Below are 23,022 nucleotides of genomic sequence, written 5' to 3' on the forward strand. Positions count from 1 at the left end.
ATGCCAAAAAAAATCACGGTATTGGGTACACGCGGGATCCCCGATGTATTAGGCGGCGTCGAAACCCATTGTCAGAACCTGTACCCGGCTATCCGGCAGCAATATGACGTGGAGATTTGCGTGATTGCCCGGTCTCCCTACGTGCCCTACCGGCGCTCGAGTTATAAAAACGTCGAGACGCTGGCGCTCTGGGCACCTAAAAAACGCAGTTTCGAAGCCATTGTGCATTCTGTTATTGCGGCGTTGAGGACATTTGTTGACCGATCCGATATTGTGCATGTTCACGCCATCGGACCCGGCCTCGTGGTGCCGCTGTTACGCCTGCTGGGCAAACGCGTGGTCTTTACCCATCATGGGCCGGACTACGAGCGCCAGAAGTGGGGCAGGATGGCGAAAAAAATCCTGATGCTCGGTGAGAAAGTGGCGGTGAAGTATGCCAACGAAGTGATTGTCATTTCTGAGGTGATCAACCAGCTGATCCAGCAGAAATACCATCGCTATGATGCGCATCTGGTTTATAACGGCGCTAATGTGCCGGCGCCGCTGGCTGACGAGACGATCGACAGGATCCTCGGGCGTTATGCGTTGCAGCCCGGGCGTTATATCGTGATGGTCGGGCGGTTCGTTGAAGAGAAGGGGATGCATGATGCCATTGCCGCTTATCAACAGTCGGGCCTGACGCTGCCGCTGGTGTTGGTCGGGGATGCGGATCATGACACGGAGTACAGCATACACCTGAAGCAGCTGGCGTTTCAGACGCCTGGCGTCGTCATGACCGGCTTTTTAAAAGGCGAGGCGCTGCAGGTCATCTTCTCACAGGCCTCGCTGTTTGTGATGCCCTCTTACCATGAGGGATTACCTATTGCGCTGCTGGAGGCGATGTCGTTTTCGCTGCCGGTGGTGGTGAGCGATATTTTGCCGAACCTTGAGGTCGGCTTACCGGCTGAGACCAGTTTTAAGCTGGGTGATGTCGCTGACCTGGCAGACAAAATGACCCGGTGGGCGAACTCTCCACGGATTGATTATGGCGATTTTCTGCAGCGCTACAACTGGGATGAAATCGCCAGGAAAACCGTATCCATTTACCATAGATTAGATAAAACAATAGGTTAAAATTGACCAGTAAGACCAGAAACCCGGTTGTTATCGACCGTTTTTATGAAGTGCTTGATAAGGATGTTAGCGCCCAGCTGACCCCGGAGCAAAAAGAGGAGATCGAGAGCGCCATCATCACGATTACCCTGGCGTCGCGCCACCGCATCGATGTCCGTAAAAGTTTTCCTTTCTTCGGCAAACGCCTCTATATGGTGTTCTTACTGGGGCGGGATCACCGTGCGCGCTCGCGTCCGGAGTCAAAGCTGTCGCGGATCGTGGTGACGTTTCTGATCCTGTTCGCCACCTTGTTCTTGCTGTGTTGCGTGCTGTTGACGCTGTATATGATCAAATCCGCGCTGGGCATAGACGTTTTCCAGAACTATCACGTCGGGATTTGGGACTGGTGGCTCAACCTGAAATATCAGTAATCAGGCGCTGTAGCCCCCGGGATTGTTCTTCTGCCAGTTCCAGGCGTCGCGCATCATCTCCTCGAGGTTGCGCGTGGCCTGCCATCCCAGCTGCTGGCGCGCCAGCGATGAATCCGACCAGCACTCTGCCACGTCGCCGGAACGCCTGCCGACAATCCGGTAGTTGATTTTGGTCTGCGCGGCTTTTTCAAAGGCCCTGATCAGGTCAATCACTGAATAGCCCACCCCGGTGCCGAGATTGATGGCCTTAAACGCCTCGCCGTCATCTTTATGATCCAGCGCGGCAAGGTGGCCATAGGCGAGATCCATCACGTGAATATAGTCACGCACGCCGGTGCCATCCGGCGTTGGATAATCATCACCAAAGACGGTCAGGCACGCCAGCTTGCCGATGGCCACCTGTGAAATATAGGGCACAAGGTTATTCGGGATACCGTTCGGATCCTCCCCCAGACGCCCGGAGGGGTGTGCGCCAACGGGATTGAAATAGCGCAGGCAGGCGATCCTGAAGTACGGCTCGGCAACGGAGAAGTCACGTAAAATATGCTCCACCATCAGCTTAGAGGTACCGTACGGATTCGTGGTACCGCCGGTGCGGGACTGTTCGCTTAAAGGAACGGATTCGGGGTTGCCATATACCGTTGCCGATGAGCTGAAAATAAGACTGTGCACGCCCGCACGTTGCATTTCATCCAAAAGCACCATGGTTCCGACGACATTATTTTCATAATAGGCGAGAGGCCGGACAATAGAGTCTGAAACCGATTTAAGACCGGCGAAATGGATAACGTCAGAAATGGTATGTTGCGCGAAAACTTTTTTTAACGCGTCGCGATCCAGAATATCAGCGATGCAGACCACTGGCTGTTTGCCCGTTAATTCTGCGACCCGGATTAATGACTCCTGCGAGGCATTGGAGAGGTTATCAATGACGACGACATCTTCACCTCTCTCCAGTAAAGCCAGCACCGTGTGTGAACCAATATAGCCTGCGCCACCCGTGACCAGAATTGCCATAATAAATCCCCCAAAAAGCCATCGCCGGCCGGCACAAAAAGGTGCCGGAACAGAGATGCGCTTTCACAGTGTTTTATTTTGCCGCTCTGGTTAGCGTAGTGCGACTTCCCCATATTGTCACTTAGCTAAGCAGCCGCTTACGGTGGTTGACCATAATTTTATACGCCAGTTTTTTAAGCGTAGAGAGCAGGCTGAATGTCAGGTGCTTGGTATCGTAGACAATATAATTGTCGGTGAAGTTTAAGGTGTGAATACCATCACTGTTATTGATCGACGCGCTTATTTTCCCCACCAGTTTTTCTTCATATTTATCCGGGGTTAAGCTGGTCAATTCTTTGATGAAGATGGATTTTCCGTATACATCAGGATTGCACTCCTGGGTAAAGAGGTAGGTTTTGTTGTTGATCGAGTACGGCTTGCCGGCACCTCTGAAATGCACGTTGCAAACATCCAGGTTCGGGGAGATCAGCTTCCAGTCGCCAAGAATGCCATCAGAAGTATGAATAACCAGTTCGTTATCCATGGTCGTCGAGACCAGATAACTGACGCCATTCAACTCGAAGACGACGTTATCCGTGACGGCCATATCGGAGACCAGCACTTTGACCTTTTCCCAGCGCGCGGGGAAATCGACGGACTGGAACAGAATCACCTCTTTGCGTTCTGCCGACTCCGGGATCATGAACAGCTTACCGTCGAGCTGGAACAGGAACGGGAAAGAGAGATGACATTTTAATTCATCAAACCCTTCCAGCTTCACGTCATCAATCTCTTCCAGATCTTTATTCAGGATGCGGCAGCGCAGCACCCCTTTTGAGTTAAGGAAGGAAAACGCTTCATAAAAAACATACAGCAGATCGTCTTTATCAATAATAAAAGGATCGGCCTGGAAGATATATTTTTTATCAAGCTGCTGTGCTTTGGCGTTACTGAGGATATCCAGCGTGTTCTCCGGGAAAACGTGCTGGCCATAGCTGTTAATGACCATGATGTCCCAGGACTCATGGAAGAACAGCTTTTTGATTATCCTGTTATTTTTATTAAACATTTTATCCTGCTTCTCAGAGGAAATATGAATAAATCCAGAATGTGCTGTCATAAACAGCACGAGGAAAAGCGGTACGTCATGTGTATAACAACCATATGACCAATGTTTCTTTAAATAAATAATGTAAAAGGGTGAGTCCGGGATATATCTTATGAAATAAAATGAGGTCATCTTTCGCGCGGGCTTGTCAGCCGCGCCTGTAATACTCGCTCCCGGGAAAAGAGGCATTGATGCATTTACACGATCTGCTATGCAAAAAAAATCGGTATTTGTTGTGGGTCGCCGGGGCGCTTGCGCTCTCGTCGGGGTGGGCGAAGGCGGAGAGTGCGGAACCGCTGCAAACGGTGAATCCTCCAGCCATCGGCGGACTGCTGACCAATCCGGGCAATGGCGTGGCCCGTTTTCACAACCAGGACCTAAGCATCGCGCAGTACCCGGCGACGGGCCTCGAGTATCGTCGCTACTACTGGAGCGAAGTTGAACCGCGGGAAGGGCAGTACAATTTTGCGCTGGTGGATGAGGGGTTTGCCGCTGCGGCAGCGCATCAGCCGGCAATGAACGTTGGTCTGCGTTTTATGATCCTCGACGGGCCTGAGTCAGGCTCTGAGATCCCGGAATGGCTGATCAACAAGGGGATCAAAGGCACATGGACGCCGGATCATAAGACCTTTGTCCCCGATCTGGACGATCCTACCTATATTGCCTACGCCCAGCGTCTTCTTCAGGCCTTTGGCGCGCGTTATAACAATAACCCCGAGCTGGCCTTTATCGATATCGGTATGGTGGGCTCATGGGGGGAGTGGCACAACAGTAATTTCCCGACCCTGAAGCCGTTGCAGGAACGTTACCCTCCCGAATTGCTCAATCGCTATGTCGACATGCACTTCAGTGCCTTCCCTGATACCCCTAAAATCATGCTGCTCAACGGTTATGATTCTGTGGCCTGGGCGTCGAAGAGAGGGGCAGGCTGGCGTGCGGACTGCTGGGGCGACTGGCGTAACTTTAGCCCCAGCTGGAGCCATATGGGCAATGATTACCCGGAGCGCATTGCGGCGGCACAGGCGGCCTGGCCGGGGTTCAACCAGGCGTGGAAAAAAGCGCCCGTCAGCCTGGAGATTTGCGGCCACATGGCGGAATGGCTGAGCGAGCAGAAGTATACCCGGGAAGAGGTACAGGCCACCTTTGACTGGGCCCTGGCACAGCATGCCAGCACCCTGAACCTGAAATCTACCGACGTGCCGCAGGTGTACCGCGATATCCTCGATAAGGCGCTGACGAAGATCGGTTATCGCTTCCGGGTGGTGTCGCTGACCCATCCGGCAAGTGCTGGTGCCGGACAGGCCGTTTCGCTCAGCAGCCAGTGGTCAAACGACGGCGTGGCGCCGATATATTTGCGCTATACCCTCGCCTGGCGTTTACAGGACAAGCGCGGAAGCACGGTCGTGCAGGGCAACGCCGGGGATGATATTCGTCAATGGCTGCCGGGTAGCCACAGCTCGGTGTATCAGCTGGCAACCCCGCCTGGCCTGGCGGCAGGACGCTACCAGCTGGACGTGGCGCTGGTGGATAAAACCGGTAAGGCGCGTATTCAGCTCGCCAACGAGGGAAAGCTGAGCGATGGCTGGTATAGGCTGTCGTCGGTGATGATTAACTGAAGATTAGCTCCAGTAAAAAGCCCCGCAGAAGGGGCTGTGCTCAGTAATAATAGACATAGGGCTTAGTGGAATGAGGGAACAGAACGCCATCGGGATCGGCTCCCTTCCTGATACGTGCGATAGCTGCGGACTCCTTTGCCCGACGTGGCCTGGTCATATACATACGGGGCAGGCTTATTCTTTAATTTTCAGTGGCGTGGAGATCGTTTTATCTGAGTAGCAGACACGTGCAGGCACATCAGAAATCCAGTTACGTTCTCCACGAGTACGAAAATCTGCAATAGCCGTTTCAATCATAGCCCGGTTTAATCTGTCAGCCTCAACGACAATCTGCAAACCAATCCCGGAAGCGTATCCAGGTAAGATGCGGTAACCGCAGTAAATGGCTGGCGGATTATCCCGTGCGATTTCCAGCGCGCGTTTATCGATAAAATCATTAAAGGTTAAGCCGTCAAACTGCGGGTACTTTAGTGCGGGCTTGCGCAGCCATCTCTTGCCATTGCTACTGACGTCAGGTGTGAAATCAAGGTGCATTTCCTGCTGTGTTTCAGCGGCATTCAGCTTCGAAAAAGCCTCGTTGAAAGCAATATCTTCTACTGCATCGGCAAAAGCCACATTCGCTGTGATGATCTCCGCATTCCAGAAAATAGCGGGATCCTGGCTGAGAAAAATAATATCGCTCCAGGTCCAGCGGCCACTGGCGAGAGCTACCGCCTGGTCGCATTCATCATAGAAGATGCCGCCCAGCCTATCGCGTTCACGATAGATAAGATTTTTGAAGTGTAAGGTTTTAGCCCGACGTTTTCGACGCGAAAGAGAGGTGAATGGCGTATGTTTGCGGCCCATGGGCATCTCTGCGAATGTTCGCTGGGAGAAATCCAGCCGTATAGGCTATCTGAAATGTTGTAACTGTGGAAGCATTGGGTGGGTCAGTTGACGGGATTGCGCCGAATCAAAAGCAAAAAACCCGCCATAGGCGGGTTCTTCTAAATAGTGGTGCCCGGACTCGGAATCGAACCAAGGACACGGGGATTTTCAATCCCCTGCTCTACCGACTGAGCTATCCGGGCAACGGGGCGCATTAAACCGCAATCAGGTACGGTCGTCAACCTTATTTCGGGAAAAGCTGTTCAACTGCTTAAGATTGCGGCAATCTGTCGGTTTGCGCGTCGATTCTGCACAAATCTTCCAGACAGAAAGATAAGCCCGGGCAATGCTGACAGCGAAAAAGGGGGACGACAGTGAAGGACTGGCTTGAGCTGCGACAGCATGCGGATACGGGGATTGAAACCATCAAGGCGCACTTTGAAGGGCACGCCTACGATCCGCACTGGCACGACAGCTATCTGGTGGGGATCACCCTCAGCGGCACCCAGCAGTTCCATTGCCGCCGTGAGCGTCACCGTAGCCATCCGGGGGATGCGTTCCTGCTTGAGCCAGGCGAGATCCACGATGGCGACGCCCCCGTCGCGGGCGGCTTCACCTATCTGACGTTCTACCTTGATGAACGCTGGCTCACCAACACCCTGCATGGCCTGTATGATTCCACGCCCGGCAGCTATTCCCTGCATTTCACCCAAACCCTGACCCGCGAGCCGCATCTGGTGCGAACCATTGGTGATACCTTTGCGACCCTGCACAATGATGAAATGAAGATCGTGCAGCAAAGCACGATGGATAATCTGCTGGCGCAGCTCACGTCTCATTGTCACTGGCGCAAAAAATTACCGTCGCAGGTGCAGAGCGCGGCGGTAGCGCACCGGGCCCGGGACTATCTTTATGCTCATCTGGGCGACAATATCGGCCTCTCCGATCTGGCCCGGGAGACCGGCACCGATCGCTTCACGCTCACCCGCTGCTTCAAGCGCGAGTTTCATCTGGCGCCGCATGCCTGGCTCATACAGCTGCGGCTGGCCAAAGCACGGCAGTTTCTGGCGCGCGGGGATCAGCCCGTCGACGTGGCGGCGGCGCTGGGGTTTGCCGATCAAAGCCATTTAGGTCGCTGGTTCCAGCGGGCTTACCGTATTACGCCGGCCCACTACCGTCGGTTATGCACAAACCTTCCAGACGTTTCCAGAAAATAGCGGCAATGTCAGGGCTCTGATAAAAAGGAGTCCCCTGTGAACCTGATGCCGTTTCTGTTATTTGCTTTTGTCGCCTCGATAACGCCGGGGCCAACCAATATTCTTGTTCTGACCAACAGCCAGCACTACGGGATGAAGGCAACCCTGCCCGCGCTGGTGAGCGCTTGCGCGGCGGCCAGCGCCATTGTACTGATTTCGGGAGCCGGGGCGGGGGAGCTGCTGCGTCAGTATCCGCTGGTGCGTCAGGTGATGAGCTGGGCTGGGGTGCTGTGGTTAAGCTGGATGAGCTGGCAGCTGTTTTGTGCCCCCGCGGCAAACGTCTCCCGCCCAGGGCATACCCGCTTTACCGCACGGGCGGCAGCGTTACTGCAGGTGATCAATCCCAAAACCTGGATGATGGCGCTGGCGGTCGTCAGCCTGTTTGCCCCTGCGGGAGAGCATATGTTACGGGATGTCGCGCTGATGGCGCTCTGGTTCCTGCTGATCTCCGTAGCCTGCCTGATGTGCTGGGCATGGCTGGGACAGGCGGTAAACAGGCTGTTTCGGACCGCTGCGGCGATGGTGCGTTTTCAGCGCCTGATGGCGCTGTGTCTCTTCATTTCTGCCTGGGCGGGAATGCTGGCTTAAGTCAGCGCCCCGCCTTTGCGACACTGCGCGAAATGAAGAATATCTTCCGCCAGCCGCTGTGCCGTATCGACATCGGCCTGGCTGCGGTTAACCAGCATCCGGCTGAGGCAGCCTTCCATAATCAGATCCATCTGCTTTGCCACCATCGCCGGATCGTCCACTTCCAGGGTGGTCAGCAGTTCATGCGTAAAATCATGCGAGGCGCGCTTTTGCTGGTCGGCAAGCTGGTGGATCGGGTGCCCCGGATCCGGGAAAAAGGTGCAGGCGGCAATAAACAGGCACCCCGGGTAGCGGTGGTTACGCACGCATTCGGTAAGCGCAGAGTAGCGCGCCAGTAACTTTTGCTCTGCCGAGAGCTCGGTGTTGAGCATCAACTGCCTGCGCCAGGTATCCACCTGCTGGCTGAGATAACGCAGGGAATCGTACAGCAGCGCCTCTTTATCGGGCCAGAAACGGCGTAGTTCATCCAGAGGATAATTAACACGTTCGGCAACCATTTCCAGCGAGGTGCTGGCTATCCCTTGAATTTCAAGCAATTGCAGGGTTGCGCCCAGAACATCTTCACGTTGCACGGTTTTCTCCTCCGTTTACTTTCGTACTTTCCCATCTGAAGTGTCGTTTAAGGTTGGCGATCGCGCAAATGCGCACTGAACGTTGCGGCATCCATAAAACCCGTTACCCGCTGTGCGGGCTGCTCTTCACCTTGTGCGTTGAAAAACAAGATGGTGGGCAGGCCGAGCACATTAAGCTCCTTCAGCAGGGCCTTATCCTGTTCGCTGTTCGCCGTAACGTTGGCCTGCAGCAGGACGGTGTCTTTCAGGGCATTTTGCACCTGTGGGTCGCTGAAGGTGTATTTTTCGAACTCTTTGCAGGCGACGCACCAGTCGGCATAGAGGTCGAGCATCACTGGCTTTCCCTCCGCCTGCGCCAGCGCGCGAGCTAACCCGTCGATATTTTCGATCGGCGTGAAATTGAGGTGCGCCTGGCTTTGCGCGACAGGCGAGCCAAAGGCCCAGTCCTGCAATGGACGAACGCTCACCAGCGCGGCGGCCAGCAGCAGGATCTGCACCAGACGGATCCACGGCTTGCGGGCGTTTAAGCTGGTGATAAAGGCCCAGCTAAAGAACGCCACACCCAGCATGGACCACAGACGCAGACCCCAGACGTCGCCGATCACCCGTTCCAGCAGGAACACCGGCAGCGCCAGGATGACAAAACCAAAGGCAGTTTTTACCGTCTCCATCCACGGACCGCTCTTCGGCAGCAGGCGGTTGCCAAACACCGTCACCAGGATCAGCGGTAGCCCCATCCCGAGGGCGTAGAGATACAGGGTACCGCCGCCGAGCCACATATTGCCGCTCTGGGCGATGTAGAGCAGGATGGCGCTGAGCGGGGCGGTGGTGCAGGGCGAGCAGATCAGCCCGGCAATAGCCCCCATGGTAAAGACGCCGCCTATCGAGCCGCCCTGCTGGCGATTACTCATCAGCGTTAAGCGGGTTTGCAGGGAAGAGGGCAGTTGCAGGCTGAACAGGCCAAACATCGACAGCGCGAGCAGGATAAAGACCGCCGACAGCCCGATCAGTACCCAGGGATGCTGGAGCGCCGCCTGGAACTGCAACCCGGCCGCCGCGACCACCAGACCGAGCGCGGTATAGGTCAGCGCCATCCCCTGCACGTAGATAAACGCCAGCAGCAGCGCGCGGGCCGTGGAGAGACGCTGCTTCCCGCCGAGAACGATGCCCGAGATCAGCGGGTACATGGGCAACACGCACGGCGTGAAGGCGATGCCGATGCCGATTAATAAGGCCCAGAGGGCTGAGAAGGGCAGTTCGCCTCCTGCGCTGGTCTTCTCCTCTAAGGGGAGAGGGGAAACCGCAGGGACGGCGGCCGCTTTCACTTCGCTGAGCGGAATAACTTTGGTTTCGGGTGGGTAGCACAGACCGGCGTCGGCACAGCCTTGATAAGTCACTGTCAGCGTAGCGCCTTTATCCGCCTGCGCGACGGCGACAGGCACCGACAGCTGGCCGCGGTAGATTTCACTTTTGCCGTAAAATTCATCTTCGTGTGCCACCCCGGCGGGCAGCTGGAGGGCACCAACCTGTGCCTGAGCGGGCGTAATACCGATCTGCTTGCGGTAGAGGTAGTACCCCTCTTTCACCTGCCAGTTGAGATTCAGTTCATGTTGATTTTGCTGAAAATCGAAGACAAAAGCCTGGTCGGCAGGCGTGAAATTCGAGCGGCCGGGTGCATCAAACAACCCGGCAAGGACTGACGTGCTGCACAGCAGCAGGATTAGCGTAAGGAAGCGTTGAGCCATGAGAGATAGTCGTTATCGCCGTGGAGCACTGGCAGCACCAGCAGTTCCGGAGTCTGGTAAGGATGATGCGATTTGAGGCAGTTGAGGAGTGCTTGCTGATGGGCCACGCTGGATTTAAGCAGCATCTGCACTTCGTACTCCTGTTCCAGTTTGCCTTCCCAGTAGTAGAGGGAAGTGGCGCCGGGGAGGATGGTCACGCAGGCAGCGAGCTTATCTGCCAGCACTTTGGCGGCAAGATCCTGGGCGGTAGCTTCATCGGGAGCGGTACACAGAACAACAACAGTGTCGGGCGTATTCACAAGTCGACCTCGGTATCGCGAAAAAAAATCACTATATCACGACCGGCCACTGCTCATTAATGAATCGGGCCGCTAAGCGGCCCGACTTTAACTCATTTTACAACCAAAAGAGGTTTACAGCACAATCCCGCCGATGATGAAGCCGAGGACGACACACAGGGTGATAGCAATCACGCCCGGGATCAGGAAGGCGTGGTTAAACACGTACTTACCGATACGGGTGGAGCCGGTATCATCCATCTCGACCGCGGCCAGCAGGGTCGGGTAGGTGGGCAGCACAAACAGTGCGGAAACGGCAGCAAAAGAGGCAATCGCCGTCAGCGGAGAGACGCCCAGCATCAGGGCCGCGGGCATCAGCGCCTTGGTGGTCGCCGCCTGGGAGTAGAGCAGGGTCGCGGCAAAGAACAGCACCACCGCCAGCAGCCATGGGTAGTTATGCAGCAGATCGCCCGCTACGGTCTGGATATCCGTGATATGGGCCTTGACGAAGGTGTCACCCAGCCAGGCCACACCCAGTACGCACACGCAGGCGCTCATACCGGATTTGAAGGTGCTGGCGTTAAGCACTTCGCTGGTGTCGATTTTACAGGTGATGCTAATCAGCGTGGCGATGGTCAGCATAAATACCACAATCGCTTCGTTACGCGGCAGGACCGGGTTCTGAATCAGTCCAACGGTATCGCTGATGGCGGTGGCATAGAACATCACCGCGATAATCCCGATCAGGAACAGCAGCACGGAGCGTTTCGCGTGTGGCTTCAGGACAAAGGCCTGGCTGCCGCGCAGCTTCACTTCACCTTTCGCCAGACGTTCCTGATAGACCGGATCGTCTTTCAGTTCGGCACCAAGGAAGTTACAGAAGACGGCGGTGATCATCACCGCAATCAGCGTCACCGGAATACAGATCGCCAGCAGCGTCAGGTAGCTTACGCCCAGTGGCTCGAGGATCCCGGCAAAGAACACTACCGCCGCAGAGATAGGTGACGCGGTGATGGCAATCTGCGACGCGACAACGGCGATGGAGAGTGGACGGGATGGACGGATGCCCTGCTCTTTCGCCACTTCGGTAATCACCGGCAGGGTGGAGAACGCGGTATGGCCGGTACCCGCGAGAATAGTCATAAACCAGGTGACCAACGGGGCAAGGAAGGTGATGTATTTCGGGTGGCGGCGCAGCATACGCTCCGCCAGGCTCACCAGGTAGTCCATACCGCCCGCGACCTGCATGGCAGCGATAGCGGCGATAACCGCCATGATGATTTCAATAACGTCAAACGGAATAGCGCCGGGCTTAATTTGAAAAAAGAGAGTGAGTACAAGTACGCCAAGACCCCCGGCGAAACCGATGCCGATCCCCCCGAGTCTTGCGCCTAAGTATATCGCCAACAGGACGATGACGAGTTCTGCTCCAAACATGAGTGCCTACCTTGCTTATTAACAAGTTGATATTGAATTGTTGTGGTTTGGTAAAGCCTAAAAACAAAAAAGGCACGTCAAGTGACGTGCCTTCATGAAGTTTAACCTGAACTGTTATTGTTCACTTTCATCCGTGTATCTTTTTGCTTTATAGGCCGGGTGCATTAAGTTCTGTGCCGAGAAGATATCATCCAGCTCGGCTTCTGTCAGCAAGCCACGCTCAAGTACGACCTCTCTCACGCTCTTACCGGTTTCAGCACAGATTTTACCGACGATGTCGCCGTTGTGGTGACCGATGAACGGGTTGAGGTAAGTAACGATACCGATGGAGTTATAGACGTAGCTTTCACATACCGCTTTATTGGCGGTGATGCCGTTGATGCATTTTTCCAGCAGGTTGTAGCAGGCGTTGGTCAGAATATGAATGGACTCGAACATCGCCTGGCCAATCACCGGCTCCATCACGTTCAGCTGCAGCTGACCTGCTTCCGATGCCATGGTGACAGTAATGTCGTTACCGATGACTTTGAAGCACACCTGGTTTACCACTTCTGGCACCACCGGGTTCACTTTGGCTGGCATGATGGACGAGCCCGCCTGCAGTTCCGGCAGGTTGATCTCGTTGAGACCCGCACGCGGGCCCGAAGAGAGCAGGCGCAGGTCGTTACAGATTTTGGACAGCTTCACCGCCAGACGTTTCAGCGCGCTGTGCACCATTACGTAAGCGCCGCAGTCGGAGGTGGCTTCAATCAGATCTTCTGCCGGGACAACCGCCAGGTTGGACACTTCGGCCAGCTTCTGCACCGCCAGCTGTTGATAGCCATCCGGGGTATTCAGACGCGTACCAATCGCCGTTGCGCCGAGGTTCACCTCCAGCAGCAGTTCAGAGGTGCGCATCAGGTTGCGGGTCTCTTCATTCAGCAGCACGTTAAACGCGTGGAATTCCTGGCCGAGGGTCATCGGGACCGCATCCTGCAGCTGGGTGCGGCCCATTTTCAGGATATCCTGGAATTCGACGGCTTTGTTCTGGAAGCCTTCGCCAAGCTGGTTAATGGCATCCACCAGCTTCACTACCGAGGCGTAGACGGCGATACGGAAGCCGGTCGGGTAGGCGTCGTTGGTGGACTGGCATTTATTGACGTGATCGTTCGGGTTCAGGTACTGGTACTCACCCTTCTGGTGGCCCATCAGCTCGAGGCCGATGTTGGCCAGTACCTCGTTGGTATTCATGTTCACCGATGTACCCGCGCCGCCCTGGTAGACGTCGACCGGGAATTGATCCATGCACTTGCCGTTGTTCAGCACTTCATCGCAGGCGGCGATGATGGTATTGGCGATGCTTTTCGGAATGGTTTGCAGCTCTTTGTTTGCCATGGCTGCGGCTTTCTTCACCATCACCATGCCACGCACAAACTCAGGGATGTCGCTGATTTTGCTGTTGCTGATGTAGAAGTTTTCAATCGCTCTCAGAGTGTGAACACCATAGTAGGCATCCGCTGGAACTTCCCTGGTACCCAACAAATCTTCTTCGATACGAATGTTGTTTAACATGTGAACCTTCTTTTAAAGCTGCCGATTGATTGTACTAAACACACAGTACATCTGTGGTTATGTCTATTTTCTGACCGACGATTATCCCCTGAATCGACCAGATACCCGGAATGATATGCTGATGATAGCGAAATGCCGTAACCTGGATCACTTATTATCGACCCGGTGGCATGATAATTATCAATCTGTGAAATGAATCACCGCTTTAATATTTCCAGAAAAAATATCCGTGCAAACCGATTGAATTTTGACTAAACGCCTCCATTTCTGACAGACGCGAATCGCAAATTGATACCGACAGGGGCCACAACGGCGTCTGCCACACAGGAGAAGCCCGTGCGCTGGATACCGTTAGCTGCAATCTTTCTCTATGTTTACATAGAGATTTCTATTTTTATTCAGGTCGCCCACGTGTTTGGCGTCCTGCTGACGCTGATACTGGTGATTTTCACGTCGGTTATTGGCATGTCGCTGGTGCGCAACCAGGGTTTCAAAAATTTCCTGTTAATGCAGCAGAAGATGGCCGCAGGCGAAAGCCCGGCGGCAGAGATGGTCAAAAGTGTGTCGCTGATTATTGGCGGTATCCTGCTGATTATTCCCGGCTTTTTCACCGACTTCCTCGGTCTGTTACTACTGATCCCGCCAGTGCAAAAGCTCCTGACGCTGAAACTGATGCCGCATCTGCGGTTTAACCGGATGCCGGGCGGCGGATTCAGCGCCGGAACAGGCGGTGGGGAGACGTTTGACGGGGAGTATCAGCGCAAGGATGACCAGCGCGATCGTCTGGATCATAAAGACGATCGCTGAGAGAAATTGCCCGGCGGCGCTGCGCTTGCCGGGCCTACGATTGTAGGCCGGATAAGCGAAGCGCCATCCGGCGTTTACACCGCACTCCGCTTCGGCAAGAACAGCCACAATCCCGCCAGCATCACAATGGCGTACAGACTCTTCCATCCCACCATCGCCAGCAGCAGTAAGCAGAGCACCCCACCGATCACGGCCAGCGCTTTATAACGACCTTTCAGCAGGCGGCAGCCCGCCAGCATGCACAGCAGATAGATTATGATGAATATGCCGTTGGCATAGACGATAAGCGCGTCGAGGTTGATGTCCAGCCAGTAGATCGCCAGCGTACTCACTACACAGCAGCCCAGCACCGTATTCAGCGCATTGAGCGGTAGCTGACGTTTGGACAGACGCGCGAGACGGCTTTCCGGCTTATACAGTGCCTGGGACCAGACCAGTCGGGCAAAGCTCTGAATGTAGATATTCAGACTGGCGAAGCAGGCGAGATAGCCAATAACGCAGGCGATCCACAGTGCCTTCACACCAAAGAGTTGCACCACAATGGCAGGCAGCGAGGCCGCAGCTGCCATATCGGCACCATAGGCAGTGAAGTGGAGCACCAGCACCGTACAGGCCCAGTAGACCGTGCCCGCCAGCAGTAGGCCGATCATTAACGCCCGCGGGAAATCGCGTTCCGGCTGTTTAAACTCTGACGCCAGATGGGCGAAAGCTTCAAGGCCGACAAAACACCAGAACATAACGGAAAGCGCGGCAAAAAGCTGAGAATGGTCAACATCGGTTACCACAGGGAAGGGGATCTCCGTTACCTGAATATCGCCCGCCCACCAGATGGCGGCAATTAACGCCACAATCAGCGCCGCAACCAGGGTTTGCAGGTTGGCGCTGGAACTGGCCCCGCGTGAGCCGACCCACCAGACAATCGCCAGCGTACCCAGTTCGGCCAGCAACAGCTGCGCATCATGCCAGCCAAACAGTGCCTGACCAAACCCCGTCGCAATATGCAGGGCAGCAGGCAGCCCCACGGGGATCACGGAGAGGAATAACCAGCCGGTAACGCGCTCCAGACGCGGGCCAAAGGCCATGCCGACAAAATGCGCCACCCCCCCGGCACTCGGGAAATGTCGCCCGAGAATGGCAAAGACAATGGCCACCGGGAAGACCAGCACGATTAATACCGGCCATGCCCAGAGACTGTTATCACCCGCGACCAGTGCAGCCAGCGCCGGCACGGCAAACACCCCCGTGCCTAATAAAGAGGTTGAAAGTAAGCCAACACCCTGCGCGAGTCCCAGCTCCTGTTTGAGTCCACTCATTCCGTTGTCCTGCCACCGTCAAAAGAGAGGCGATGGTAACACTTTCACAAATTTTTTTTCGACTACCCCTTGAAGGGGTAAAACCCCATCCCCATCTCTCAGGGCACTAGCCGGAAAACCGCTTAGGGCCCGGCGTCACCCATAACTGATAATGACTTTCTCAAAGGAGAGCTATCAATGAGTATTCGTCCGTTACATGATCGTGTGATCGTCAAACGTAAAGAAGTTGAAACCAAATCTGCGGGCGGCATCGTTCTGACCGGTTCTGCAGCAGCAAAATCAACTCGTGGCGAAATCATCGCTGTCGGTAAGGGTCGCATTCTGGAAAACGGAAATGTGCAGCCTCTGGACGTTAAAGTTGGTGACATCGTAATTTTCAACGATGGCTACGGTGTGAAGTCCGAGAAGATCGACAATGAAGAAGTGTTGATCATGTCCGAAAGCGACATTCTGGCAATTGTTGAAGCGTAATCCGCGAACGACACTGAACATACGAATTTAAGGGAAAGATTAAAATGGCAGCTAAAGACGTAAAATTCGGTAACGACGCTCGTGTGAAAATGCTGCGCGGCGTAAACGTACTGGCAGACGCAGTTAAAGTGACCCTGGGCCCGAAAGGCCGTAACGTGGTTCTGGACAAATCCTTCGGCGCGCCGACCATCACCAAAGATGGTGTTTCCGTAGCGCGTGAAATCGAGCTGGAAGACAAGTTCGAAAACATGGGTGCCCAGATGGTGAAAGAAGTTGCCTCTAAAGCGAACGACGCTGCGGGCGACGGCACCACCACTGCAACCGTACTGGCACAGGCTATCATCACTGAAGGCCTGAAAGCCGTTGCTGCGGGTATGAACCCGATGGATCTGAAACGTGGTATCGACAAAGCTGTCGTTGCTGCTGTAGAAGAGCTGAAAACGCTGTCCGTACCGTGCTCTGACTCTAAAGCTATTGCCCAGGTTGGTACCATCTCCGCTAACTCCGACGAAACCGTAGGTAAACTGATCGCTGAAGCGATGGATAAAGTCGGTAAAGAAGGCGTGATCACCGTTGAAGACGGTACCGGTCTGGAAGACGAACTGGACGTGGTTGAAGGTATGCAGTTTGACCGCGGATACCTGTCCCCATACTTCATCAACAAGCCAGAAACTGGCGCTGTTGAGCTGGAAAGCCCGTTCATCCTGCTGGCTGACAAAAAAATCTCCAACATCCGTGAAATGCTGCCAGTACTGGAAGCCGTTGCGAAAGCAGGCAAGCCGCTGGTTATCATTGCTGAAGACGTTGAAGGCGAAGCGCTGGCGACCCTGGTGGTTAACACCATGCGTGGCATCGTGAAAGTGGCTGCGGTTAAAGCACCTGGCTTCGGCGACCGTCGTAAAGCCATGCTGCAGGATATCGCAACCCTGACTGGCGGTACCGTAATCTCTGAAGAGATCGGTATGGAGCTGGAAAAAGCGACCCTGGAAGATCTGGGTCAGGCGAAACGCGTTGTGATCAACAAAGACACCACCACCATCATCGATGGCGTGGGTGAAGAAGATGCAATCCAGGGCCGTGTGACTCAGATCCGTAAGCAGATCGAAGAAGCGACCTCTGACTACGACCGTGAAAAACTGCAGGAGCGCGTAGCGAAACTGGCAGGCGGCGTAGCAGTAATCAAAGTCGGTGCAGCCACCGAAGTTGAGATGAAAGAGAAGAAAGCACGCGTTGATGATGCCCTGCACGCGACCCGTGCTGCGGTAGAAGAAGGCGTGGTTGCCGGTGGTGGTGTTGCTCTGGTTCGCGTTGCAGCGAAACTGGCTGGCCTGACCGCTCAGAACGAAGACCAGAACGTGGGTATCAAAGTTGCGCTGCGCGCAATGGAAGCACCACTGCGTCAGATCGTTTCCAACGCCGGTGAAGAGCCGTCTGTTGTGGCGAACATGGTGAAAGCGGGCGAAGGTAACTACGGTTACAACGCTGCTACTGAAGAGTACGGCAACATGATCGACTTCGGTATTCTGGACCCAACTAAAGTGACCCGTTCTGCTCTGCAGTACGCAGCTTCTGTTGCTGGCCTGATGATCACTACCGAGTGCATGGTCACTGACCTGCCAAAAGGTGACGCGCCTGATTTAGGTGCTGCTGGTGGTATGGGCGGCATGGGTGGCATGGGCGGCATGATGTAATCATGTTGTTCTGCTCCTCGCAGAAATGAACAAACCCCCGGTCAGAAATGATCGGGGGTTTTTCTTTTGGTCATCTTTTTAGTATAAGGTTTAAACGCGGGCAGCACCTGCCCAGCTTATTGAAAACGAGGAATAACATGCGCGTTAAGTTTTGTGCAGGGATTGTAGGAGCAGCGTTGCTGCTGGCGGGTTGCAGCTCCGGCAATGAGCTGTCTGCAGGTGGGCAGAGCGTTCGCTTTGTAGAAGATAAGCCGGGTAGCGAATGTCAGCTGGTTGGCACCGCCACGGGCAAGCAAAGCAACTGGCTCTCCGGTCAGCATGGCGAAGAGGGTGGCTCAATGCGCGGCGCGGCGAACGGTTTACGTAACCAGGCGGCTGAGATGGGCGGGAATGTGATTTATGGGGTGAGTAGCCCGACGCAAGGGATGTTATCCAGCTTTGTTCCGACGGCCAGCGAAATGCAGGGCCAGGTTTATAAGTGTCCGAACTAATATGAAATGGTATTCCTCTTTTTAGAGAGGAATACCTGTTACATAAGCTTATTATTGATTCAGTAGATAGCGTTAATGCTCAAGCGTTGCATTAGTTTCAACGCAAAAGGTATGCAGCGCTCTAAGGCATTCATCTTTTGTTAATGCTTTAGTGGATGGAGCGTTAATTACCCTGGTAAATGTATCACAAAGTTTATATTTATCTTTCAATGGCTTGCTTGTCGGGCTCATGGAAGAAACTAATTTCACAATTGCTTCAGTTTCATGCGAATTTGGTTGGCTATTAATTTTGATAACATTACCGGCAAGTATTTTTTTGCCCTCATCCGTGTCAAAGCAATATAGCACAGCAAGATTATGTGAAAAAAATTGCTGTTTCCATGGTTCATGCTTTAATTCGTTATATTTTAGATTATTAATATCTGTTAAGTTCACATCATAAAGCAGCATGAAACTCATAAAAACACCGATCGTATTCAGCGCTTCTTCATCCTTTGCAAATTCGATAGCTTTTTTTACTGCTGTGATTATAAACTCCGCTTGAGAATCGTCAATTTCGATAGTAGTAATATGCTCATTATGCATACACGCAATTAAAGAAAAACAATTTTCCCCTACCTTAGGAGCTATTGATGTCACCAGAAGTCCCTGATCAGGTTGAGTGATTTCAGCCTGAGTGATCACAGGAACATTGCTGGCTAAGTCTTCATTAGCGGCAATTAGTTTTGTTTTAAACTCTTCCCCAAGCATGGCGAGACGCTGGCTAATTCTGAATGTACTGTGACGAAGAACGATAAGAAAATCAATCAGCGTTGGAATTTGCATGAAAAACAGATGCTCTTGATTATTATTATCGCGGATCTTTAAAGCCATCAGAAGAAAACGGTTATTATGTATAAGAGGTGCGGTATTAATTCCTTTAATCGCCATGAAAGCTATTTCCTTAATGAATAAGTTAGTTTCGATAGTTCGTGAGATCTATAACACGGTCAGCAGATGCAATCGTCGAAGGACGATGGGCAACTATAACCCGGGTTATGCTCAAGTTTGAAATCGCCTGATTGATATGCGATTCGTTACTGATATCCAGATGGCTTGTTGCTTCATCCATAAACAGAATGCTGGGTTTACGATAAAGTGCACGCGCTATTAATAAACGTTGTTTTTGACCACCGGAGATACCTAAACCTAATTCTCCCACCAGGGTTTCATAACCCATGGGCATTTTCATGATCTCATCATGGATATTACTGTGCCGGGCACATTGTTCTACAAACTCTTGATCGATGTTTTCTTCAAAGCAGCTAATATTTTCTGCAATTGAACCTGAAAATAAGCGGTCCTCCTGCAGAACACATGCCGTACTGAGTCGATAATTATTGAGGCCAATTTTATTGATATCTAAATTATTGGCATAGACATCACCCGACGTGGGCGCAAGGAGACCACACATGACTTTTAGAAGCGTGGTCTTGCCAATACCCGACGGGCCAACCAGCGCGATTGATTCTCCTGGCGCTATGGTAAGATTTAAATTTGAGAAGATCGGCTGTGAAAAAGGATCGTACTGATAGCTCAGGTTTTTAACCTGAAGCTCTACGGCGCTGTTGTGATCAAAAATCCGGCGCACGGGCATTTCTGTTTCCGGCTCGGTAAAGACAATTTCCGACAAACGTTCATTATGTAATGACAACATTCTGGTTTGCATAAAGAGATCAATAAGGCTCGATGCGCGCTGTGAAAACTGACCGCGATAGGCATTGAAAGCCATGAACATACCAAGTGTCATATTATTATCAATAACCATGATGGCGCCGAGCCAGAGGATCACGACCTGATCTAAAGATGAAATAAAGGTATTAACACCACTGAACATCATATCGAAACGGGTTTGTTTAATACCTGCATTACAGGCTTCAATATTAATGTTTAACCAATGTTTTGAACGAATATTCTTTAAATTCAGAGCCTTAATTGTGGCGATGCCGTATAGCGTCTCCATAAAATGTGAACTTGAACGCGCACCTTTGATCACCTGCTCTTCTGAAACACGGCGATAAAAGCGGTAAGTAGCAAGACGCATAATGGCATAACATGCGGTAAAACCTACTACGACCCAGACCAACCAGCCGCCATAAAGAGTAAGCATCACCAGCAGACCTACGGTCATGATGGAATCAATGACGCCCGTAACGATACTGTTCGTAAATACAGAACGAATAGTATCTAACGAGGTAAAACGCGATTGGATATCACCCAAGTGCCGCTTTTCAAAAAAGGCCAGTGGCAAACCAGCCAGATGATCAAATAACGTCGTTTTCCACTGAATATTGGTTAACGTATTAAGCGTCAATGAGGTCCATGCACGTAACATGCTGATGAAAGTGCGGAATAAGGTAAATGAAACTAATCCAATACAGATAACAGCCAGTAAACTCTGATCGTGTGCCATGATGACATGGTCGGTGACCATTTGCGTGCCGATAGGTAATAATAATCCAATGGCTTCAATAACAACTGAAAATGCGAATATTTTGATTAAAGTACCCTTTAACCCAACGATATTCCGCATAAGATCTATCAGTTTCAGCCGTGTTTTGGCTTTTTCTTGCTTGAAGCTTTTATCAGGCCAGAGTTCAAATGCAACGCCAGTGAAAAAATTGGACATCTCCTGCAGGCCAATGACACGTTTACCCATGGCAGGATCATGAACAACAAAACTCGATTTACGTACTTTGGTTAAAACAACATAATGATTCATACCCCAGTGAATGACACAGGGTAATTTAAGCTGTTTAATTTCATCAAGGTCGAGAGCAAGTGCACGGCTTTTCATACCTGCACGATCGGCAATATGGCTGAGTGATAAAAGTGTTACACCCTGCGCAGAACTGCCGAAGCGCTCGCGAAATGTAAACAGATCGATATTCAGTCCATAATGGCCAGCGACCATAGCCAGGCACGCCACCCCGCATTCCGATGCTTCAGACTGTAAGATAACCGGTGTTTTATTTCGCAGCGAAAAATTCAGCTTGTCAGTAATATATTTAAATAAAATCTTATTCATTGATTGGCCCAATAACACTTTGAGTTATTTTATATATCGGCGTAAACATCCACATATAAAGTGGCCGCTCTTCCAGGAAAACAATTGCCCTGGCCTTCAAGCCGTTAGAGAGTTCAAGTTTTTTTCCATTGTAAAGGAAAGATTTGTCTTTAATTTTTACAATGGCTTTATATAGCGCAAGCTCCTGCTGATTACCCCCTGCTGACACATTAGTGTATTCAGACATTTCCTGACGTGATGCAGGGATAGATGAAATCGACAGGACGTCTCCCGGAAACTGGCCAAACTTGTCGGAAGGAAAAGCGTCATAACGTATATTTACAGTATCACCGGGTTTTACATAAGGGATGCTATTGTTAGGCAGCCATAATATAAGAAAGTATTCAATATTACCTGTTGGTTTGATCTGAACCAGACTGCTTCCTTTGTCAACCATCTGACCTACGGTAACTGATACTGATTCAATCTTTCCTGGCCTTGTTGCTTTAATAACCACGTTACCATTTGCATTCGATTCAACCACCTGGTTTTTGAAATCATTTATTTGGTTTTTTTGATTTGAAATTTGATTATCAAAATCTGATGCTTTTACAACAAGGTCGCTCTTCAGTTGCGTGAGTTGCGATTCAAGCTGCATTTTCTGGCTAACAAGAGATTGGTACGTACCTTGTTGCTGAAAATATAGTGAATGTTGATAATTATATTGATCTTTGGTAATCAACCCTTGTTTAAGATATGAATCGTAACTTGAAAGATTTCCTTTCATTTTGGCTAAACCGGTACTGGCGTTATTCAGCATCACCTGAGTTTCTTTTAAAGATGCAGAGTACTGCTTTACCTGCGCTTCAAGAGCTTCAAGCGTTTCGGTTTTGTTGCTAAGAATTTTGGTGATAATTTCTTCTGCGTTTGCAATTTTTTCGGAAATAACAGCGTTCATTTCATCCGTTACATTGCCTGTTACGGTTGAACGAGATACATCGAGTTCATACAAAGGTGTACCCTTTTCAACAAGGTCGCCAATTTCAACATGTTTTTTGACGACAAAACCTTGCTGGGGTGAAAATACGTTGACAGAATGTGGGAGCGTAATGACTTCTCCGCTGACATCTATGCGCTGGGTATAAGTACAAAATATAAGTGTCAATATGAGGATGAGGAAAAATGCCAGTGACAGCAGACTCACTATCCATGAAGGCATACCGGCCAGGAGAAGCGCCTTACCCTTCCAGTGGTTTTTTTTATAGTCTATCGCTTCCTTGCGAAATAATTTTTTCATCATGATTATTTGGGTACTTAACGAAGTGTGAGTGGTTCTGGTTTGAAAAATGATCGATGATTAGCATCGCCATCAACCACGGCGTGTATTTAATCCTAAGCTAAAGTATGCATAATTACGCGTACAACCTCTGTTTCCTGAAAAAATATATAATGATCCGGGAGTAGATTTATCACTCTATTCACTACCTGCCATATAAAGCGACATGTGGTTAATCTCTCATAAAATATTAATGCCAAAGATAAGACACAGTTCCAGATTGTAATGCTATGTAGCAGGTCGGCTTAAATAGTACAATGAAACAAATTAATTGCAAATGATAAGGCATCTTTAACGGGTCAGAGATATATTTTTCAGAATAATGCCTGC

At 51.8% G+C, this 23,022-nt stretch carries 21 protein-coding genes and 1 tRNA gene; 9 read left to right on the plus strand and 13 right to left on the minus strand.

Going from position 1 to position 23,022, the window contains the following annotated elements; translation table 11 throughout:
- Entirely contained in the window at nt 1–1,113 is a 1,113-nt protein-coding gene (locus tag ACP4QI_RS01525) for a glycosyltransferase family 4 protein (protein WP_426495413.1), read from the plus strand.
- Between the two features lie 2 nt (nt 1,114–1,115).
- Complete coding sequence (locus ACP4QI_RS01530; protein ID WP_142487913.1) at nt 1,116–1,523, plus strand: hypothetical protein; 408 nt, start codon at nt 1,116–1,118, stop codon at nt 1,521–1,523.
- Here ACP4QI_RS01530 and galE read toward each other — a convergent pair whose 3' ends face one another.
- Both galE and ACP4QI_RS01540 read right to left on the minus strand, forming a co-directional pair.
- Complete coding sequence (gene galE / locus ACP4QI_RS01535) at nt 1,524–2,540, minus strand: UDP-glucose 4-epimerase GalE (protein ID WP_285127593.1); 1,017 nt, start codon at nt 2,538–2,540, stop codon at nt 1,524–1,526.
- A 121-nt stretch (nt 2,541–2,661) separates the two neighbouring features.
- On the minus strand, nt 2,662–3,588 hold the full coding sequence (locus ACP4QI_RS01540; protein ID WP_142487915.1) for a glucosamine inositolphosphorylceramide transferase family protein: 927 nt from the start codon (nt 3,586–3,588) through the stop codon (nt 2,662–2,664).
- A gap of 230 nt (nt 3,589–3,818) precedes the next feature.
- Here ACP4QI_RS01540 and ACP4QI_RS01545 point away from each other — a divergent pair, with 230 nt between their 5' ends.
- Entirely contained in the window at nt 3,819–5,243 is a 1,425-nt protein-coding gene (locus tag ACP4QI_RS01545; RefSeq protein WP_426495414.1) for a DUF4832 domain-containing protein, read from the plus strand.
- Nucleotides 5,244–5,417: 174 nt separating this feature from the next.
- Here ACP4QI_RS01545 and ACP4QI_RS01550 read toward each other — a convergent pair whose 3' ends face one another.
- Both ACP4QI_RS01550 and ACP4QI_RS01555 read right to left on the minus strand, forming a co-directional pair.
- Nucleotides 5,418–6,089, minus strand: a complete 672-nt coding sequence (locus ACP4QI_RS01550; RefSeq protein WP_426495415.1) for a hypothetical protein — start codon at nt 6,087–6,089, stop codon at nt 5,418–5,420.
- 148 nt (nt 6,090–6,237) lie between these two features.
- Nucleotides 6,238–6,313 (minus strand) — tRNA-Phe (locus tag ACP4QI_RS01555).
- Nucleotides 6,314–6,484: 171 nt separating this feature from the next.
- Here ACP4QI_RS01555 and ACP4QI_RS01560 point away from each other — a divergent pair.
- Nucleotides 6,485–7,327: an AraC family transcriptional regulator gene (locus ACP4QI_RS01560; RefSeq protein ID WP_285127586.1), complete on the plus strand. Its 843-nt coding sequence runs from the start codon at nt 6,485–6,487 to the stop codon at nt 7,325–7,327.
- A 36-nt stretch (nt 7,328–7,363) separates the two neighbouring features.
- Nucleotides 7,364–7,954, plus strand: coding sequence for a LysE family translocator (locus tag ACP4QI_RS01565; protein ID WP_426495416.1), 591 nt, complete (start codon nt 7,364–7,366; stop codon nt 7,952–7,954).
- On the opposite strand, the gene ACP4QI_RS01570 is transcribed toward ACP4QI_RS01565, so the two are convergent.
- The 5 genes from ACP4QI_RS01570 to aspA form a co-directional block, all read right to left on the minus strand.
- Entirely contained in the window at nt 7,951–8,526 is a 576-nt protein-coding gene (locus ACP4QI_RS01570; RefSeq protein WP_106994014.1) for a transcriptional regulator, read from the minus strand. The two genes, ACP4QI_RS01565 and ACP4QI_RS01570, sit on opposite strands and share 4 nt — an antisense overlap.
- Before the next feature lie 47 nt (nt 8,527–8,573).
- A complete protein-coding gene (locus tag ACP4QI_RS01575; protein ID WP_426495417.1) occupies nt 8,574–10,271 on the minus strand; it encodes a protein-disulfide reductase DsbD in 1,698 nt (565 codons plus the stop codon).
- Nucleotides 10,247–10,570 (minus strand): divalent cation tolerance protein CutA, encoded by a 324-nt coding sequence (cutA, locus tag ACP4QI_RS01580; protein ID WP_426495418.1) that lies wholly within the window; start codon nt 10,568–10,570, stop codon nt 10,247–10,249. The genes ACP4QI_RS01575 and cutA overlap by 25 nt, the downstream gene beginning before the upstream one ends.
- 114 nt (nt 10,571–10,684) lie before the next feature.
- Entirely contained in the window at nt 10,685–11,986 is a 1,302-nt protein-coding gene (locus ACP4QI_RS01585; protein ID WP_142487922.1) for an anaerobic C4-dicarboxylate transporter, read from the minus strand.
- Between the two features lie 114 nt (nt 11,987–12,100).
- Complete coding sequence (gene aspA, locus ACP4QI_RS01590; protein ID WP_106994018.1) at nt 12,101–13,537, minus strand: aspartate ammonia-lyase; 1,437 nt, start codon at nt 13,535–13,537, stop codon at nt 12,101–12,103.
- Nucleotides 13,538–13,873: 336 nt separating this feature from the next.
- Between aspA and ACP4QI_RS01595 the strand changes: the two genes are divergently transcribed.
- Complete coding sequence (locus ACP4QI_RS01595; protein WP_142487923.1) at nt 13,874–14,344, plus strand: FxsA family protein; 471 nt, start codon at nt 13,874–13,876, stop codon at nt 14,342–14,344.
- A gap of 74 nt (nt 14,345–14,418) precedes the next feature.
- On the opposite strand, the gene yjeH is transcribed toward ACP4QI_RS01595, so the two are convergent.
- Nucleotides 14,419–15,657, minus strand: coding sequence for an L-methionine/branched-chain amino acid transporter (gene yjeH / locus ACP4QI_RS01600; RefSeq protein WP_426495419.1), 1,239 nt, complete (start codon nt 15,655–15,657; stop codon nt 14,419–14,421).
- Between the two features lie 177 nt (nt 15,658–15,834).
- Here yjeH and ACP4QI_RS01605 point away from each other — a divergent pair, with 177 nt between their 5' ends.
- The 3 genes from ACP4QI_RS01605 to ACP4QI_RS01615 all read left to right on the plus strand — a co-directional run bounded on the left by ACP4QI_RS01605 (nt 15,835) and on the right by ACP4QI_RS01615 (nt 18,310).
- Nucleotides 15,835–16,128 carry a co-chaperone GroES gene (locus tag ACP4QI_RS01605; RefSeq protein WP_032616151.1) on the plus strand — a complete coding sequence of 98 codons (294 nt, stop codon included), beginning with the start codon at nt 15,835–15,837 and terminating at the stop codon, nt 16,126–16,128.
- 44 nt (nt 16,129–16,172) lie between these two features.
- Entirely contained in the window at nt 16,173–17,819 is a 1,647-nt protein-coding gene (gene groL, locus ACP4QI_RS01610) for a chaperonin GroEL (RefSeq protein ID WP_142487925.1), read from the plus strand.
- Between the two features lie 137 nt (nt 17,820–17,956).
- On the plus strand, nt 17,957–18,310 hold the full coding sequence (locus tag ACP4QI_RS01615) for a DUF4156 domain-containing protein (RefSeq protein ID WP_426495420.1): 354 nt from the start codon (nt 17,957–17,959) through the stop codon (nt 18,308–18,310).
- Between the two features lie 72 nt (nt 18,311–18,382).
- Here the strand turns inward: ACP4QI_RS01615 and yjeJ are convergent, their stop codons facing one another.
- Genes yjeJ through ACP4QI_RS01630 form a run of 3 tightly spaced genes read right to left on the minus strand, consistent with a single transcriptional unit; the run spans nt 18,383 to nt 22,656 of the window.
- Nucleotides 18,383–19,240: a YjeJ family protein gene (gene yjeJ, locus ACP4QI_RS01620; RefSeq protein ID WP_285127578.1), complete on the minus strand. Its 858-nt coding sequence runs from the start codon at nt 19,238–19,240 to the stop codon at nt 18,383–18,385.
- Between the two features lie 25 nt (nt 19,241–19,265).
- Nucleotides 19,266–21,377: a peptidase domain-containing ABC transporter gene (locus ACP4QI_RS01625; protein ID WP_426495421.1), complete on the minus strand. Its 2,112-nt coding sequence runs from the start codon at nt 21,375–21,377 to the stop codon at nt 19,266–19,268.
- Entirely contained in the window at nt 21,370–22,656 is a 1,287-nt protein-coding gene (locus ACP4QI_RS01630; protein ID WP_285127576.1) for an HlyD family secretion protein, read from the minus strand. The genes ACP4QI_RS01625 and ACP4QI_RS01630 overlap by 8 nt, the downstream gene beginning before the upstream one ends.
- Nucleotides 22,657–23,022: the final 366 nt, after the last annotated feature.

It is taken from the genome of Leclercia sp. TB492 (assembly GCF_049974505.2).
GTDB classification, from domain to species: Bacteria; Pseudomonadota; Gammaproteobacteria; order Enterobacterales; family Enterobacteriaceae; genus Enterobacter; species Enterobacter adecarboxylatus_C.